Genomic DNA, 15,406 nt, shown 5'->3' with positions numbered 1-15,406 from the left:
ACAAGTAAGAAGGAAATCACCAACATGGGTTTATACAAGAGTTAATCATATGTGTTCTGGCGTTGCAAATACCACCTGGTTTGGACGCCGAAGTATTGATTTAAAATCATCCGCGACAAGGTGGGCAAAGAGCTCTACCGAACAATTTATATCCTCTGCAACATGAAGGACTGTGAAGTTCTTGAGCTAAATATTCAGCCAGATCATGTGCATCTGGTCGTGATAGTCCCCCCGAAGCTATCGATTTCGACGTTGATGGGCATCCTGAAAGGACACAGTGCAATCCGGCTTTACAATCGTTTCCCACATACACGAGAGAAGTTGTGGGGCAATCATTTTTGGGCAAGGGGAAACTTTGTTGATACGGTAGGAGTAAACGAAGAAATTATCAGGCGATACGTGAGGCATCAGGATAAGAAGGACCAAGAGATCGAATAGCAGATGGAGTTGTTGCAGGATTAACTCGAAAATGGCCCCCTTTTAGGGGGCGTCGTGCAAAGCTACCTCCTCAGGAGGTGGTCTTTTACTAAATTCCCAGAGAATCAATACCTTGCACCTATAGAAAATGAAAAGATGGATCAGGATTTCAAATCAGATTTTAATGATGAGGGTTTAAACGCCATTTTTGGCATGCTTTGGCATAAACGAGAGACTGTTGATAAAACAGTCAGCGGCACTTTCATCATTATCGTTCATTTCATTACTGGCTACCAATGATTGATTTTTTTACTAGCGTGAAGATAAATGAATTATGTCAGCTTTATCTTGATGATATTAAGCAGGATTCTGCCAGCTTTTATTTCTTCGAAATCAGCAACGGCGTGCCGATCAGTCGCTAAAAACTATTCATTCGCGAAGGTGAATACCGTTGCATCCAACATTGATTAAACTTGGATTAGTTCGCTATTGCGAAGCATTGAAGAAATCAGGCTATGAACGTTTATTTTCAGAGCTTCCTTACTACTCTGTAAAAGGATACGGCGATAAGGCTTCGAACTGGTTTAACCGTTTGTTGCTGAAAGTACAGTTAGGATTTAAAAAGGGCAGCAAGAAATCTTTCCATTCATTCCGTCACACGTTTTCTACAAAACTCAAACAAGCAGGAATCGACAGCGAGACGCGCGCTCAGTTTGTTGGGCATATCCGCAGATCTGGCGAGACAGAGAACCGGTATAGCAAAGATCACCCCCCAGCAGTCCTCTTTGCTGTGCTTAAGAGCGTTACGTTGGGGCTACCGGAAGTCGCACCATTTGTTTGCGAAGATGGTGTTGATGCGGTAACTGATGCTCTCAGAATAAAACGCTTTAATAAGCAATGTAGAGAAAAGTAATTCTTAGTTATTAATTTTAAATATTAAAAAAGCCCCGAATAAATTACGGGGCTATGGTAGGTATTTTATATAAATTTATTTATAGACGTTCGCTTTCCCAGGCATGGCTTGTGCTGAGATCCCCGTTGTCACTAGCTTTGACATGAATTATATATCTTGAACCGACAGGGCTATTAGTAATTTCCTGAGAGCATCTCGCGACTTTTTTTCCCTGAGGAAAAGGTTGATTGTGATCAACAAGGACTTCATTTTTACCATTTTCACCAAGAGAAACAACAACTGTAATACGTGGATATTTACTATAACTTTCTTTAGAAGGACTAATGTCCTCTATAAAACTTACCGCACCTTCCGTGCGATAAAGAGCAAGAGTTCTTAAGCTTCGCATTAAACTTATTTTTGAAAATAGAGGGAGGTTATCAGACTTCAATCTCGCAGGTTTTTTTGTAATTATACCAAACTCAACTTTATAATTGCCATTATCTATCACTCGGATAAAACTATCCAGATCTTTATTTTTAATATTTTCTTCGATTAGTTCTTTGAGTTTTTCTTTGCTCCTTATTTCCAAAATCAACAATTCTATTGAATTGACCCCTTGATTGAAAAGATGACTTAGTTGAGATGATCTGGATGATATCTTTATATGGTGAAAGATGCACATATTATCATGATAACTAATTATATCACACGGTTCTATTTGTGTGTGTCCATCAGGGCTTATATCTTTCTGATCTAAACAGATATGGTTTAGTGAGATGTTTTCAACACCCTTGTTATAATTCTCTTCACTATAATTTCTTATGTTATCATTAATGTTGTCATGATTATATGGCGGAAGTAGAGTTTCTTCGCACTTTGCATCTATATAATCCTTTAAACTCTGTAAGTAATCTTGATCAACCTTATACCATTCACCTTCGCAGAGATGATAAACAATATCCTCATTTTCAAAGTGAATATCATAGATAAAGCTTCTGTAGATATTATACGCCTTGGTTATAACGCCTTCTTCATTGCAGAGATTAAGCGAGAAGTTTTTAACTTTTTCTATATCGAACGTGTTTAAATCAATTTCTCCTAGGTAGTCATAAAACTCATCAAGGCTAATATCTGTATATATAGGGGATATCCCTTTTTTTCCTTTAAAGGTGCAGTAAATGTTATCGCTGTAATCTACGATCTCCGGGATTGATAAAGATAAATCAGGGTTTTTATTAATAAACGCATCTAAAAGAGAATCATCTAGTCGCTCAATTTTTAGAGGGTCTTTCTCTGGTACTATTTTTTGTATATTAGGGAAAGACTGCAAATATTCATCACTGGAGTATAGATCTAAAAGTTGCTCGCACAATACTATTAGCTCATCAGCTTCAATTTTCAACCCTACTTTTAAGCTTGTGGATCCAGTCGCATTTTTAAATAGGTCGATATATTGTGGTTTAACTTTTCCTGTCAGGCTTTTTAAAATCTCGCTATTACTATCAAAATCTAAATAAGTTAAGTCAGACATAACCGGGACTTGCATTCTTTTCCTTCTTGAAGCTCCGGGATCTACTATGTCGGCGCTTTTTAACTCTTTAGGTTCAAGGCTGTTTAATGTTACTTTAAGACCAAAATCATACTCATAGGAAACATCGAGTAGATTGTGATAAATGTGGCCAAAAGTTAGAGCGAAACATCGATCTCTTACTGGAAGAAAAATTAAAGCTCCCTTACTTTCTTGTTCTAACTCTCCGTTAATAGAGAAGTAATTCACCCACCAAGGAGTTGTTTTAAATCTGTTAGAAATAAATAAACTTGCACCCTGTGGGAGATTTTGAGCCTGAAAGTCATCGAGAAGTTGATGATCTGGCTTAAGGGAGTTCTGTGCGTTGTAGCCTGCTTTAAGCAAAAAAATAGAAAAAGACCTTGTTTTCATATCATTTGAGCCCTTTGAGAGGTAAGCAGTTATGAAGTTACTTGTATTTGAGGACAGTTTAAATTCTAACTCATGTTATTCGTGATATAGGTCAAACATGCCGCCATCTAAAGGCTCCGCTAACCTATTGAGTTAGTGTGGTGCACTTGGCTAGAGTGAAGTATGGCATTCAAATGCGCTAGGGGGCTCTCTGCCGCGTTTTTCATCATGGGTTGTATCGAAACACGGCGCACAAGTCTTGGTGCTCTCTAGGCGTGGCTGGTTAAGCAGGTTTAAACTTCTGCATACTGCCACATGTCGGATATGCGGCATCGTGCGGATAATTTAACAAGTTGAGGAGGATGGACGTCTATGGCGACTTACCGACAAATTGCTGATGATGTTAAATCCCGGACGGGTAGAACAATAAAAACATGCTGGAGCGCTCATGTTAAGTCATTGCATGGGCTAACTCGCCGAGTTGCCCCATAAGCCGAGTTTACCCTTGCCCTGAGAAGTGGGTAGAGGAGAACGAGCATTCTCTGAGAAATTTGGGCGAACTTTAACTTTACCGCACCGCTTAACTTTGGAGACTTTTTATAAAGAGAAGCCTGCCATTGCCGAAGTCTTTGGGCGCAATGCCTGAGAGGGGGCTGGCAAATCTAGGACCTTCACTTTCGGCGCGATAAATTTTTCCGGTAGCTTTTGTCGTATTGGTTGGGGACTTGTGGGGGGCTAAGCTGAAACTTCCAGACAACAAGAACTTGGTTTTTGAGTTGTCATCTCTTCTTAACCTATTATTTTATCTTATATGTTTGATAAAACTCTTTTCTGGGGCCCTGCTGGATCGGCGATGTTAGCTACTCTGCTTTAAAAAAGGCTCACGACGTAAGCCCAAACTATAGAGCAGGATCGTCTACCGGGGTGGGGGTCAGTCCAATCTGTAGCCTCACTTCCCATACTCCCTCTGCTTACCCTTTCGCCGGTTAAACAACCGTTTAATTAATTACTGTTATAATTACCCCCGTTGAGCCTTGCAGGAGTGAATGTTTTTCTCCGTAAGCATTGCGATGCGGCGCTCTCTGGAGCGGCATCCTTTATTTGGACATGCCGGTGGTTCGGTGAGAAGTAAGGAGAAGTGTACTATGAGCAGAAAAGACAAGCTCGCGGCGGCTCTGCTGGCCATCTTCCTGGGTGGGCTGGGCATTCACAAGTTTTACTTAGGGATGAAGTGGTGGGGGCTGTTCTACCTGCTGTTCTGCTGGACGGGGATCCCGGCGATTGTCGGCTTTATCGAAGGCATTATTTATCTGTTCCAATCGGAAGAGAAATTCAACCAGAAATACAATCCTGGTCTGATTTAAGGCGTTGCTGACGGCGCTTCCTGTTGCGTGAAGCGCCGTTTTTCATTCCGCTACTGTTTCTTCATCATCTTGCCGCGCATCTCTTCGCTCATCATTTTATTCGAGCTGGAGATCACGCAGTTATATTGCTTACCTTGGTTAATGACCATAAAGGTGCTGACCGGATTTTTAAAATCCTTGTCGATGGTGAAATAAATATAGGCCTGCGGCAGCGCGGCCGGTTTAAAGGCGCCGAAGGCATACACATCCGCCAGGCCCAGCGCGGAGAGATCGACCGTCAGCGCCATCGGCTGTTTATCGTTTGGCGATGGGAACATCGATTTGGCCGACATCATCATGGTGCTGCTGTTGATGGTGTAATCGGTTTTGACCTTCATGCCCATATATTTCGATTCCGGCATGGAAAGTTCTTTTTTGCAGGCGGCGTCGTGCTGCGGCGCCGGGCTGCCGTTTTCCATCACGGCGTGCACGTGTTCCAGCGTCACTTCCGCGTTACCGGTGGTAGGCTGCGCATCGGCCGCGTAAGCCGCGCCGCTGAAGGCGGCCACAGAGGTAAGGATAATGCCTGTAACGATTTTCATTGTCGCTCTCCGGAATGCTAATAATGATATTAATTGCGGTGTGTAGCCTATTGGCCTGATAAAACGCAAAGTTACTCGTTCCGTGGAGATCAAATATCCTCGGAATTTTTATAGTAAATAGTGTTTCACCCACGCGGTGCGCGAGGTTGGTTTAATTATCTTGAGAGCCTTGCTCTTTTGTTTTTCAGTATGTTTACCTGCATATAAAGAGTATGTCTAAACATAGTCAATGTTTAGAATATGCACAAATTATTGCGGTTTTTTCCCGCTTTAATTCTTCGGTTTTTAATACGGATTTAAATATTGTATTGAGATACAGAGAGTTATCTTTTCTACGTTAAAATCACTCAGTGAAACGTTATTTATGTGATCTTCATGGTCACAGAAGTAACGCTGAAATTATTGCCTTTCTATTTAACGGCTAATTATTCATGGCATAGGCTTCAACCCCGCTAACCGCTTGCGCTAGAATCAGGCGGTTTGCTCTTGAAAAAGGATATCGTCATGGCCGCCTGGGCCTTTTTGATCGTCGGTTGGCTGTTGATTTGGCGGGATTACCCGATTTTCGGCGCGTTGTGCATCGCGCTGTTCGCCGTGCTGCAATGGGCGAAGTACGCCGCTAAAAGCGCGCAAAACCCCGAAGAGGCCGCAGAGTGGCGCAAGACCGACTGGCGTTCGCAGCCGATTGAAATGGCGCACGCCGGCGACAGCGACCGGCAGATTGGCGGCGTGGGGGAGCTGGGCATGGGCGGCCCCAGTTTTTGGACGCTGCTGCTGCGCGACGGAGCGATTGTGCATGGCGCCTGTGCCGCGCCGCAGGACGTGGACGGCGGCAGGTTGCGCCTGATCCCGACCCGCAGCCGCGAGGGTGAGGGGCTGACGGTCTACGAACCTGCCGCCCGGGCGATGTACGCGCTGCCTGCGCTGACCGATCGCGAGCTGGAAGCAGTGGCCGGCGGTTCCGCCGAGGCGCTGGCGCGGCTGCGGGCGAGCTGTCGGCAGGCGGTGGCCACGCCGCTGCGTCAGGTGCGCGGTCTGTGGGTGCCGCAGTGGGTAGCGGATCCGGCGGATCGTCTGGAGATCGCCTTGCCCAGTGGCCGCGCGCTGGCGGCGCGCTCGACGTTACCGGCGGATTTGCGCCATGCGGACGATCCTGCCGCGCTGCTGCACGCGCCGCCTTATGAGCTGTTGCTGGATAACCGGCCGACCGATCGCTTGGTGTGCGATCTCGAACGCGTGGCGGAAGCGCCGACGGGCGACGGCTTGAGCGTCGGCGGCTGCCAGTTCCGCGGCGAACATATCGTCGACGGTCTGTACCATCTCTACTTCGCCGGCGAGTGGTTCAGCCTGCTCTCCTACGCGCACAAACCGGCGGGCGGGCGCGGTTCGGACACCACCTTTTTTGTCGAGCGGGTCGAGCCGCAAGACGGCGGCGTATTCGTGATTGAATGGGATGCCTACAGCGTGGGGCCCGACGGGCGTGCGCCGCGCGTAGCGGCGCCGCCGGTATTGGTTATCGCAGTAAGCTGGCAGGACGCGCCGCTGCGGCTGCCCACGGCCAATAACCGCGTGACCGTGCGCTTGCCCAACGCCACGGCGTAAGGCTTAAGGCAGCACCCTGACTTCGCCGTTGTGCAAGGTCAGCACGGCGATCGGGCTGCCGGGGAAGCACTCTCTAAAGATCCAGTCGCTGGGCCGAAACGCCGCCGCAGGCAGCCCGGCCTGCCACTCTTCCCACTGCGGGGCCGGCTTATCCGGTGGTAAAGAGAAAGAGACCAGCCAACCCGCTTCGCAGCGTACCCTTTGGCCGCTCGGGCGGGTGAAGGTGTGCGCGCTCGCCAGCTCCATTACCGGCGGTAAAACCTCGAAGGCAATGATCGGCACGCCGGCCACGCTCTGCGGCCGAGGAAAACGCACGGCGGTCACGCCGTCCATCGTGATGGGGCTGTTTTCGGTGCCGGGCAGGCGCGGTTCCTGCCGGTTTACCCAGCTGCCTTTCGTCAGCGTGATTTCTCCGAGCGGTTTGGCTTCGTCGAGCGTCAGGTAGCTGCGCCGATTCCAGCGTTCTTCCGCCTGCTGGCTCTTGAGATCCTGGATGGCGATGTCGATAAGCATCAGCACGAACGCCACCGGGTAGATCGCCAGCGCCGAGGCCAGCAGATAGCCGCCCCAGGAAAGCGGCGGGTGTGGGCGGCCGCAGCGGGCAGAAGCGTAGCGCCAGCCCCACCAGGCGAGCAGGATGCCGGCGAGCAGCAGCGCCAACAACAGCGCCACCAGCCCTGCAACGCCGGCGCCATAACCTAACAGCATGGCAAGTTCCTCATGTTCACGGCGTGGTGGAACGATAGCGAACGAAGTAGGGCAGCGCCGGGGGCTCCCCGTCATCGCCATAGTGGCTTTCCGGTTCGATCACGGTTTGGCGTGCGTCGTCGCGCCCGTTGTAGCGGTACTCCAACGGCTGGCGGTAGCGCACGTCGGATGAGCGCAGATCGAAAATCAGCGAAAGGCGCGCATCGCCGTTATCCGTTTGGGCGACCAGCTTGTCGTTGCCTGCCCACAGCTGATACAGCGATTTATCGCCGGTCTCCAGCAGCACCTTCAACTGCCCGTCGGATTGATAACGCAGGAGCTGATACAGCCCTCTTTCCAGCGTCTGTGCGATCAGGTAGATGCCGCCATCCGGGGCCTGCGCGCTTTCCGTCACGCGCACCGTGAGCCAATGCGGTTCGGCCACCTCGCCGGTTTTGCCGTTAACGGCGATGTGCAAGGCGCCGGAGCCGAGCACCGGATTCATCCAGAACAGCACGCGATCGCCGTCAACGGCGGTAAAGATCTCGGGTATGGATTTGCGCTTGCCGGAGGCGTAAGCCGTCGGTGAGTCCTCCTCGCCGCGCTCAAAACCCAGCAGCTGTCGCGCTTCCAACAGCGCCGGCAGATTCAGCGTTTGCCGCCAATGGGCGCCAAAGTCCGGGCTGTAGAATACGCCTTCGGTGCTGATGAGATACAGCGCGCGTTTACCCGGCAGCGCCACCAGTTTGCCGCCGATAAAGGAAGGCCGGTTGTCGTCGCCCTCCGGCCAAGGGATCAGCGCTCCGATGGTGCCCTGTTTCACATCGACCAGCCGGCGCCCCTTGGACAGAAAAAGCACGCACTCTTGCCCGCCGCAAACCGCATTGTGGATAGACTCGTCGAGTTCCCCCAGCATCTGCAATCCCTGCGGGCCGCTGAACAACACCTGGCTGAGATAGTTGGCCGCCCAGCCGTAAAAGCTATTGTAGGCCCCGCGCTCACTCCTTTTGCTGATGAGCAGCAGGGCGCCGTCCTGCGCCGGGTAGCTGTCGATGAGATCGTAATGGGCTATCGTCGGCAATGCTTCGTCGCTCTGGGTCCATTGCCACTGCGCATAGCGTTGTTCAGGGGCGAGGAAATAGACGCCCAGCGCGCTGGCCAAAAACAGCGTCAGGATAATAAGGGGTCTTTTATAAAGCGCTAACGTCATCATTTCAGCTCCGTCACCTGATCCTGCCGCCATAACCTGCGGCGCAGATTGCGCAGGTATTTAAACGTTTTAAACGTGCGGTGCTGGTCAAAAGAGTAAAGGCGGCAGATCTGGGCGAAGCCCTCGATCAACAGCGCGAGGCCGCTGACCATCAGCATCATTAAGAGAAGAATCGGTGGCAATTCGCTGCCGAGACGCTGCAGGGTCCAGGCATCCAGGTAAAAGCCCGCCGGGGTATCGGCGTTATCCGCCACCGCCAGGCCGAGCACAAAGCACGTCACGATCGCGCCGAGAATGAAGACAACGCGCGCGCACAGGTTAAGGCCGGATTCGGTGAAGTAGCGGCGGCCGCCGATGAGGTAGGTCTGGCGATCGCGGTGGTTGATGATCCCACGCACCGTAGGCAACTCGGGGACGGTGTCGTTCTCGCAATACAGCACCTGCAACGGATCGCCTTTGGCGATGAAAAGCGGATGTTGCCGACGAAATACCGGATGCAGTTTGGTATTGGGGACGTTGAGCGCGCGGGTCGTCAACGCGAAGTGCGTCTCCTTCTGGCGCCACGCATAGGTGTCCAAATACTGCACCTGGCGCGGGATCTCATAGTGGCGGAGTTCGTAGCTCAGGGCGTTGACCGTCTCGATGCCGGAGGCCTCGACGCCGTCGGGGAGAGGGACGTCGGTTTGCTGCGCTGCGGGCACTGACGCGGCGTCTGCACTGACGGCCCGGTATTTGATGCCGGGGATTTTCAGGCTGAGCGATCCGGGCGGCGTGGTGTCTTGCCCTTGCAGCACGCGATCCAGCGCCTTGAGCAGGCGCCTGCGGCCGCGATGCCCGATCAGCAGCAGCTCAGAACCGACGAACAGCACCATGCCGATGCCGACAAGGCCGGCGATTACGGCGATAAAGAACAGAACGATGGTCAGCCAGGAATCTTCCCCGTCCATGATGAAAAAGGCTGCCGGAAAACCGCCGGCCAGCGCCGCGCCCAGCATCAGCAGGGCGAAGTATTTCAGCTTGTATTTCAGCGTTCTGTCGGGCTCCAGCCGGCCTTTTGTCTCGTGCAGCAGCCAGTGCAGCCAGTAGCTGCCGTCCTGCAGGCGATGGGCGCCGATCTTCACCCGATCGCCGGCGGCGAGCGTGGCCAGCAGATTTTCGCTGTCGCTGAAGTCGTCACGGTAAAAAAAGAACGTTTGGCCGGCGGCGATGATCCTCACCAGATTGTCGGGCGCCGTCTGTTGGCAGGCACATTGTTCGACGGTCACATTAAAAAATTGGGTTTGCATGTCATTCCCTGTCGGCGGGCGTGGCCCGAAAATTCATCCCTGGCGCCAAATTATTCAGCGCTTTTTCATCAACGGCAGCATGCGCACCAGCGCATTGTCCTTGACGATATAGTGGTGGAACAGCGCGGCGGCGGCATGCAGGCCGATCAGCCAGTAGCCGAACGACGCCAGCGTTTTGTGCCAGCCGATAATCGTCCGCGCCTGCGGCCGATCGGCCACGTCGGCGAACGGCATCGGCAGGCCGAACAGATACCACTCCTTGCCGCCCAGATAGCGCGAATACACCCCCAGCACCGGCAGCGTCAACAGCAGCAGGTAAATCAGGGTGTGCGTCAGGTGCGCCAGGCCGGTTTGCCACTTAGGCGGTTTGGGCGCGATGGCGGGCGAAGGGTGGCGCCAGCGCAGGAACAGGCGGGCGATCATCAGCGCAAACACCGTTACGCCGCAGCTGAAGTGGGTGACAACCAGCACGTACCAGGGGGCGCTGCCCGGTTCGGCAAAGCCGCGCAGCTCGATGGTGACGCAGGTGATGACCAGCAGGATCGCCACCAGCCAGTGCAGGCGAATTTGCCACGGCATGTAGGTGTTCTGCACCGGGTTGCCTTTTGATGTTAAAGGGTCTGTGCGCCGATGGTAACGAAATGTTACAGGTGAGGAAAGCGCCCGTGTGCAGTTTAAGCAAAATGCCAGGGGTTAAACCGCTTATTAAGCTATGAATTTAGTGGGCTAAGTGTTTGGCGGCAGAGGAGGCAGTTGGCATCGTAAGTTGTGAAGCTAATGGACGATAGATTCAGAGGCTGGCAGCTTAATAAGTGGCGAAGCAAATAGCGCCGCAGCCCTCGCCGCGGCGCCCGGGATCAGTTCAATTTGGCCTTGGCGAAATCGCTGCCGTTCACGTCCACCACATAGCCGCTCAGGTTGCTGCGGGTGGCGTAGAACACTTTGCCGGTGGCCAGCGGCAGCCACGGCGCCTGTTTGGCGAAGATCACCTGCGCCTGTTGATACAGCTTGGCGCGCGCCTGTGGCTGGTTCTCCAGAATCGCCTGCTGGATCAGCCGGTCATAATCCTTATCGCACCAGCGCGCCACGTTGGCGCCGCTCTGCACCCCGGCGCAGCCGAGCAGGGTGGCGAAGTTGTCCGGATCGCCGTTGTCCGACACCCAACCGTACAGCGCGCTCTGCTGTTCGCCTTTGCGCAGCCCGGCCAGATACTGGCCCCACTCCCAGGTGACGATCTTGGCCTTCACGCCCACCTTCGCCCAGTCGCTCTGGATCATCTCGGCGATGCGCTTCGAGTTCGGATTGTAGGGGCGCTGTACCGGCATCGACCAGATATCGGTCTCAAAGCCCTGCTCCAGCCCGGCCTGCTTCAGCAGCTCGCGCGCCTTCTGCGGATCGTAGGCGTATTCCGGCAGTTGACCGTTGTAGCCCAGCATGCCCGGCGGCAGCAGCGAGTTGGCCGGCGTGCCGCTGTCTTTGAACACCGCGGCGACGATCGCTTTCTTGTCCACCGCATAGCTCAGCGCCTGGCGCACCAGCAGGTTGTCGAACGGCTTTTTCTGGGTGTTGAACGCCAGATAGCCGACGTTCAGCCCGGTGATGTCGTGCAGCTGCAGGTTGCCGTCGGCCTTGATGGCGGCGAACTGTTCCGGCAGCGGCGCGGGGATAATCTGGCATTCATTGGTTTTCAGTTTGGCCAGCCGGGTTTGCGGATCAGGCGTAATCGAGAAGATCAGGTGCTTGCTGGCCACTTCGCCCTGCCAGTAGTGCGGATTGGCGATGTAGCGGATCAGCGAATCCTGTTTGTACTGCTGCAGCGCGAACGGCCCGGTGCCGATCGGCCAGTTGTCGACGTATTCCGGCGTGCCCTTTTTCAGCATCGCGTCGGCGTACTCGGCGGACAGGATCGAGGCGAAATCCATCGCCCAGTCGGCGACGAAGGCGGCGTTGGGCTGGCTCAGCGTGAAGCGCACGTGATGCTCGTCCACCGCTTCCACCTTGGCGATCAGCTTGTCCAGGCCCATGTCGGTGAAGTATTCATAGTTGCCGCCGGAGACCTTGTGATACGGGTTAGCGGGATCCTTCTGCCGTATCACGGTGAACACCACGTCTTCGGCGTTGAAGTCGCGTGTTGGGGTGAAGTATTTATTGCTGTTGAATTTCACGCCCTGGCGCAGGGTAAAGGTGTAGGTCTTGCCGTCCGGGCTGACGCTCCACTCGGTGGCCAGCGAAGGGGCGGGGGTTTTATCGCTTTCGCGCAGCGTCACCAAGCGGTTGTACAGCACCTGTGAGGTGGCGATAAAGGTCGGCCCGGAGCTGGCGAGCTGCGGGTTGAACGATTCCGGCGAGGCGACGGTGCAGTACACCAGCGCATCGGAAGCGGCCAGCGCGCCGCCCGCCGACAACAGGCCGCAGCCAGCCAGCACCAATCCGGCGATAGGGTGTTTTAAAAACGTCAAGGCAAGATCCTCAGGTGGGGGAGCCGTTAGCGGCGAATTGATTTAACTATAGATAACGGATGGCGCGACGGGTAACAAGCACCTCAGCTGCGCATTCTGTGCGCCGCGCGTTGCCAGGCAAACCGCTTTAATCGGCCGAGCGCTTGCGGTCTGCATCATAGCGCTCGCGGGCGGCGTCCAACTCGGGGAAATGGTATTCCGCCCATCGGTCGAGCGCCGTCAGCGTCTCGACCAGCGAGCAGGCGACGGCGCTGAGCCGGTATTCCACATGCGCCTGATTCCTTTCACTTAAATCCAAGCGTTCGAGCAACCCGTTGCGTTCCAACTGGCGCAGCGTTTGCGTCAGCACCTTCTGTGAAATGCCGTCGATGCGGCGCAGCAGTTCGCCGTTGCGCATCGGCCGCTGCGCCAGCGCGGGCAGGATCAGCATCACCCACTTGCCGGAAATCAGCGCCAGCGCATCGCGCGCGGAGCATTTACTCGAATAGACGTCGCCGGGATAGGCCATGGGGGGTTACCTTCAGGTGCGTAATTGCCAAGGGTGCGATAAAGCCACAGCATAGCAGCACCACCTTACAGCGGGAGACACAGGATGAACGTGCTGATTGTGCTGGCTCACCCCGAGCCGCATTCTTTCAATGCCCATTTGGCCGAACAGGCGCGGCAGGCCTGGCTGGCGCAGGGGCACCAGGTGAAGACGGTTGATCTGTATCAGGAGGGGTTTGATCCGCGTGAAGGCGCAGACCATTACCCCAGCAGAAAGCAGGCGGACAGATTTGATGCGATGCAGGAGCAGCGCCATCACTGGACGACTCAGGCGCTGCCGGCGGAGATCCGGCGGCATATCGAGCTGCTGCGCTGGGCGGACACGCTGGTGCTGCAGTTCCCTTTCTGGTGGTTCGGTGCGCCGGCCATCCTCAAGGGCTGGATGGATCGGGTGTTCGTTTACGGCGGGATCTACGACAGTCGCCACCGCCATGAAAACGGCGTGATGCGCGGCAAACGGGCGCTGCTGACCGTCACCGCCGGCGCCTCCGCTCAGGCCTGCGCGCCGAACGGGCGCGACGGCGATATGCGGCTGATGCTGTGGCCGATCATGCATGCGCTGCACTATATCGGCTTTAGCGTGCTGGAGCCGTTCCTGGTTTATGGCGTGCGCGGCGGGCTGACGGGCGAGGCGCTGCAGGCGCAGAACGCCGCTTTGGCGCAGGTGACGCAGGCGTATCGGGCTGGCTTAGGCGATCTTGCCGCCTGGCCGGCGGTGCGGTTCAATCGCAATGACGATTTTGACGCCGATCTGGCGCTGAAGCCCGGTGCGCCGGTCTACAGCCCGTTCGTGCGGCACCGCGATCCGGTTTAGAAACCGGCCTTCAGCAGTTCCTCGCGCAAGTCGTCGATAATCGCCGGTTCGATGTCGGGGAACTGCTGCTGAATATCGGCGATGGCTTCGGCCACGCTCGGGCCGGCAAAGGTGCCGGAGAAGGGCAGCAGCGGCAGATTGGCGTCGCTGTCCGGCAGCTCGCCGCGGATAGTGCCGGTGATCATGCCCGCTTTTTTTTCCGCCGTGAGGTCGTACTCCCCCACGTTTTTGTCGATCGGTTTCATTGGCCGCCTCGCTGTCGGTGAGTGTTTACCCTGTTAGGTTAAAGCATAGTGTTTCAGGCAATGAATACCAATCAATGTATATAATATTAATATAAAACAATGTGATGCGTATTTTGTCGTTTGACGTTTACCGGGGGCCGGCGCTATGCTCTTGGCGCTAAAGGAACCTTCCTCACTGACAGGGACAGACGACATGAAAAGACTGAAAAGCGCGGCGCTGTTGTTGCCGCTGTTGGCGCTCAGCGCCTGCACCCACCACCTCAGCAGCGCGGAGCGGCATGCCAAGCATTACGTTTATCAAACGCGCGACGACTTCGACCCGCAATTCCGCACCGATGTGAACGGCAGCATTAAAAACGCCGTGCCGATGTTCGAACAGTTCTACCAGCAGGGGAAAAAGGATCGCGCGGCGGGCGTGGCGCGCAGCGAGGCGCAGAAAAAGGCCGATTATCTGGCCAGCCCGGAATTCCTGCAGAACATGGAACACAAAACCATTTTCATCAATCGCGCCTACAGCGGCTCCGACAATCCTAAACGCCGTCAGGTGCTGTCGCAGGAAGCGGTGGGCGCCTACTGGGACGGTTACGAAGGCCGTTGATTGAATCCCACATAAACAGAAGGTAATAAAAACTGGCCTTCTGCCGGTTATTTGATTATAAAAACCGCCGCTAAGGACGATGTTCATAATCGAAACCAGGAGTGTTTATGTTGGCAAACGTTAAGCGTTCGTTCGCCGCCGCCGTCGTATTGATGTTGGCGCTGCCCGCGGTTCAGGCCGCGGATTACCGTGCGGGCGAGCAATACACCCGGCTGGATAAGCCGGTAGCCGCCGCGCCTGCGGTGGTGGAGTTCTTCTCCTTCTACTGCGGCCCTTGCTATCAGTTCGCCGAGACCTACCGGGTAGGCAGCACCGTGGCGCAGGCGCTGCCCGCCGGTGAGAAAGTCACCAAGTATCACGTCAGCCTGATGGGCAAATTGGGCAATGAGCTGACCGAAGCCTGGGCGGTGGCGACGGTGCTGGGCGTGGAAGACAAGATTGAAGGGGCGATGTTCGACGCGGTGCAGAAACAGCGCGCCGTCAATAGCGCCGAAGATATTCAGCGGGTGTTCACGGCGGCCGGCATCGATGCCGCCACCTATGAAAACGCGCGCCACAGCCTGCTGGTCAAAGGGTTGATCGCCAAGCAGAACGAAGCGGTGAAGGCGTTCGAGGTGCGCGGCACCCCGTCGTTCTACGTAGCCGGCAAATACAAGATAGACAATGCCGGCATGGCCAGCACCAGCGTTGAAGGCTACGCCAAAGAGTACGCGGCGGTGGTGCGGCATCTGTTGGATACGCAGCCTTAAGGCGATTCCTCCTCCGGCGCCCGATGATCTGTGAT

At 54.4% G+C, this 15,406-nt stretch carries 16 protein-coding genes and 1 pseudogene; 8 read left to right on the top strand and 9 right to left on the bottom strand.

Annotation, left to right across the window (positions count from 1 at the left end; translation table 11 throughout):
- Nucleotides 1–51: 51 nt before the first annotated feature.
- The 3 genes and pseudogenes from tnpA to ACJ8HN_RS13355 all read left to right on the top strand — a co-directional run bounded on the left by tnpA (nt 52) and on the right by ACJ8HN_RS13355 (nt 1,330).
- Nucleotides 52–438 (top strand): annotated as a pseudogene (tnpA, locus tag ACJ8HN_RS13365) (IS200/IS605 family transposase).
- 54 nt (nt 439–492) lie between these two features.
- Nucleotides 493–717: a hypothetical protein gene (locus tag ACJ8HN_RS13360; RefSeq protein WP_243403443.1), complete on the top strand. Its 225-nt coding sequence runs from the start codon at nt 493–495 to the stop codon at nt 715–717.
- 151 nt (nt 718–868) lie between these two features.
- Nucleotides 869–1,330, top strand: a complete 462-nt coding sequence (locus ACJ8HN_RS13355) for a hypothetical protein (protein ID WP_419678737.1) — start codon at nt 869–871, stop codon at nt 1,328–1,330.
- 79 nt (nt 1,331–1,409) lie between these two features.
- Here ACJ8HN_RS13355 and ACJ8HN_RS13350 read toward each other — a convergent pair whose 3' ends face one another.
- Entirely contained in the window at nt 1,410–3,251 is a 1,842-nt protein-coding gene (locus tag ACJ8HN_RS13350) for a TIGR04141 family sporadically distributed protein (RefSeq protein WP_103829822.1), read from the bottom strand.
- 1,124 nt (nt 3,252–4,375) lie between these two features.
- On the opposite strand from ACJ8HN_RS13350, the gene ACJ8HN_RS13345 reads away from it, so the two are divergent.
- The gene (locus tag ACJ8HN_RS13345) at nt 4,376–4,594 is read left to right on the top strand and encodes a TM2 domain-containing protein (RefSeq protein WP_015376761.1); all 219 of its coding nucleotides are present in this window, start codon (nt 4,376–4,378) and stop codon (nt 4,592–4,594) included.
- 50 nt (nt 4,595–4,644) lie between these two features.
- Here the strand turns inward: ACJ8HN_RS13345 and ACJ8HN_RS13340 are convergent, their stop codons facing one another.
- Complete coding sequence (locus ACJ8HN_RS13340; RefSeq protein WP_442523525.1) at nt 4,645–5,175, bottom strand: hypothetical protein; 531 nt, start codon at nt 5,173–5,175, stop codon at nt 4,645–4,647.
- A 486-nt stretch (nt 5,176–5,661) separates the two neighbouring features.
- On the opposite strand from ACJ8HN_RS13340, the gene ACJ8HN_RS13335 reads away from it, so the two are divergent.
- Nucleotides 5,662–6,777, top strand: a complete 1,116-nt coding sequence (locus ACJ8HN_RS13335) for a hypothetical protein (protein WP_442523524.1) — start codon at nt 5,662–5,664, stop codon at nt 6,775–6,777.
- Between the two features lie 3 nt (nt 6,778–6,780).
- On the opposite strand, the gene ACJ8HN_RS13330 is transcribed toward ACJ8HN_RS13335, so the two are convergent.
- From ACJ8HN_RS13330 to ACJ8HN_RS13305, 6 genes are all read right to left on the bottom strand, one after another.
- The gene (locus tag ACJ8HN_RS13330; RefSeq protein ID WP_442523523.1) at nt 6,781–7,485 is read right to left on the bottom strand and encodes a hypothetical protein; all 705 of its coding nucleotides are present in this window, start codon (nt 7,483–7,485) and stop codon (nt 6,781–6,783) included.
- Nucleotides 7,486–7,501: 16 nt separating this feature from the next.
- Entirely contained in the window at nt 7,502–8,677 is a 1,176-nt protein-coding gene (locus ACJ8HN_RS13325; protein ID WP_103772636.1) for a hypothetical protein, read from the bottom strand.
- Complete coding sequence (locus tag ACJ8HN_RS13320) at nt 8,674–9,960, bottom strand: hypothetical protein (RefSeq protein WP_442523522.1); 1,287 nt, start codon at nt 9,958–9,960, stop codon at nt 8,674–8,676. The genes ACJ8HN_RS13325 and ACJ8HN_RS13320 overlap by 4 nt, the downstream gene beginning before the upstream one ends.
- Before the next feature lie 54 nt (nt 9,961–10,014).
- On the bottom strand, nt 10,015–10,539 hold the full coding sequence (cybB, locus tag ACJ8HN_RS13315; RefSeq protein ID WP_080298874.1) for a cytochrome b561: 525 nt from the start codon (nt 10,537–10,539) through the stop codon (nt 10,015–10,017).
- Between the two features lie 278 nt (nt 10,540–10,817).
- Nucleotides 10,818–12,419: an ABC transporter substrate-binding protein gene (locus tag ACJ8HN_RS13310; protein WP_442523521.1), complete on the bottom strand. Its 1,602-nt coding sequence runs from the start codon at nt 12,417–12,419 to the stop codon at nt 10,818–10,820.
- 127 nt (nt 12,420–12,546) lie between these two features.
- The gene (locus tag ACJ8HN_RS13305) at nt 12,547–12,927 is read right to left on the bottom strand and encodes a winged helix-turn-helix transcriptional regulator (RefSeq protein WP_033647398.1); all 381 of its coding nucleotides are present in this window, start codon (nt 12,925–12,927) and stop codon (nt 12,547–12,549) included.
- A gap of 84 nt (nt 12,928–13,011) precedes the next feature.
- Between ACJ8HN_RS13305 and ACJ8HN_RS13300 the strand changes: the two genes are divergently transcribed.
- Nucleotides 13,012–13,779, top strand: coding sequence for an NAD(P)H-dependent oxidoreductase (locus ACJ8HN_RS13300; RefSeq protein ID WP_060456773.1), 768 nt, complete (start codon nt 13,012–13,014; stop codon nt 13,777–13,779).
- Here ACJ8HN_RS13300 and ACJ8HN_RS13295 read toward each other — a convergent pair.
- On the bottom strand, nt 13,776–14,024 hold the full coding sequence (locus ACJ8HN_RS13295) for a hypothetical protein (protein WP_019454278.1): 249 nt from the start codon (nt 14,022–14,024) through the stop codon (nt 13,776–13,778). The genes ACJ8HN_RS13300 and ACJ8HN_RS13295 overlap by 4 nt on opposite strands.
- A gap of 193 nt (nt 14,025–14,217) precedes the next feature.
- On the opposite strand from ACJ8HN_RS13295, the gene ACJ8HN_RS13290 reads away from it, so the two are divergent.
- Both ACJ8HN_RS13290 and ACJ8HN_RS13285 read left to right on the top strand, forming a co-directional pair.
- Nucleotides 14,218–14,622, top strand: coding sequence for an Exc2 family lipoprotein (locus ACJ8HN_RS13290; RefSeq protein ID WP_049196454.1), 405 nt, complete (start codon nt 14,218–14,220; stop codon nt 14,620–14,622).
- Nucleotides 14,623–14,729: 107 nt separating this feature from the next.
- Nucleotides 14,730–15,371: a DsbA family protein gene (locus ACJ8HN_RS13285; RefSeq protein ID WP_041033539.1), complete on the top strand. Its 642-nt coding sequence runs from the start codon at nt 14,730–14,732 to the stop codon at nt 15,369–15,371.
- Nucleotides 15,372–15,406 lie beyond the last annotated feature (35 nt).

The organism is Serratia sp. CY29653 (assembly GCF_052169255.1).
GTDB lineage: Bacteria > Pseudomonadota > Gammaproteobacteria > Enterobacterales > Enterobacteriaceae > Serratia > Serratia sarumanii.
Note: the sequence above shows the minus strand (reverse complement) of the source record. Positions and strands in the feature narration are given on the sequence as shown.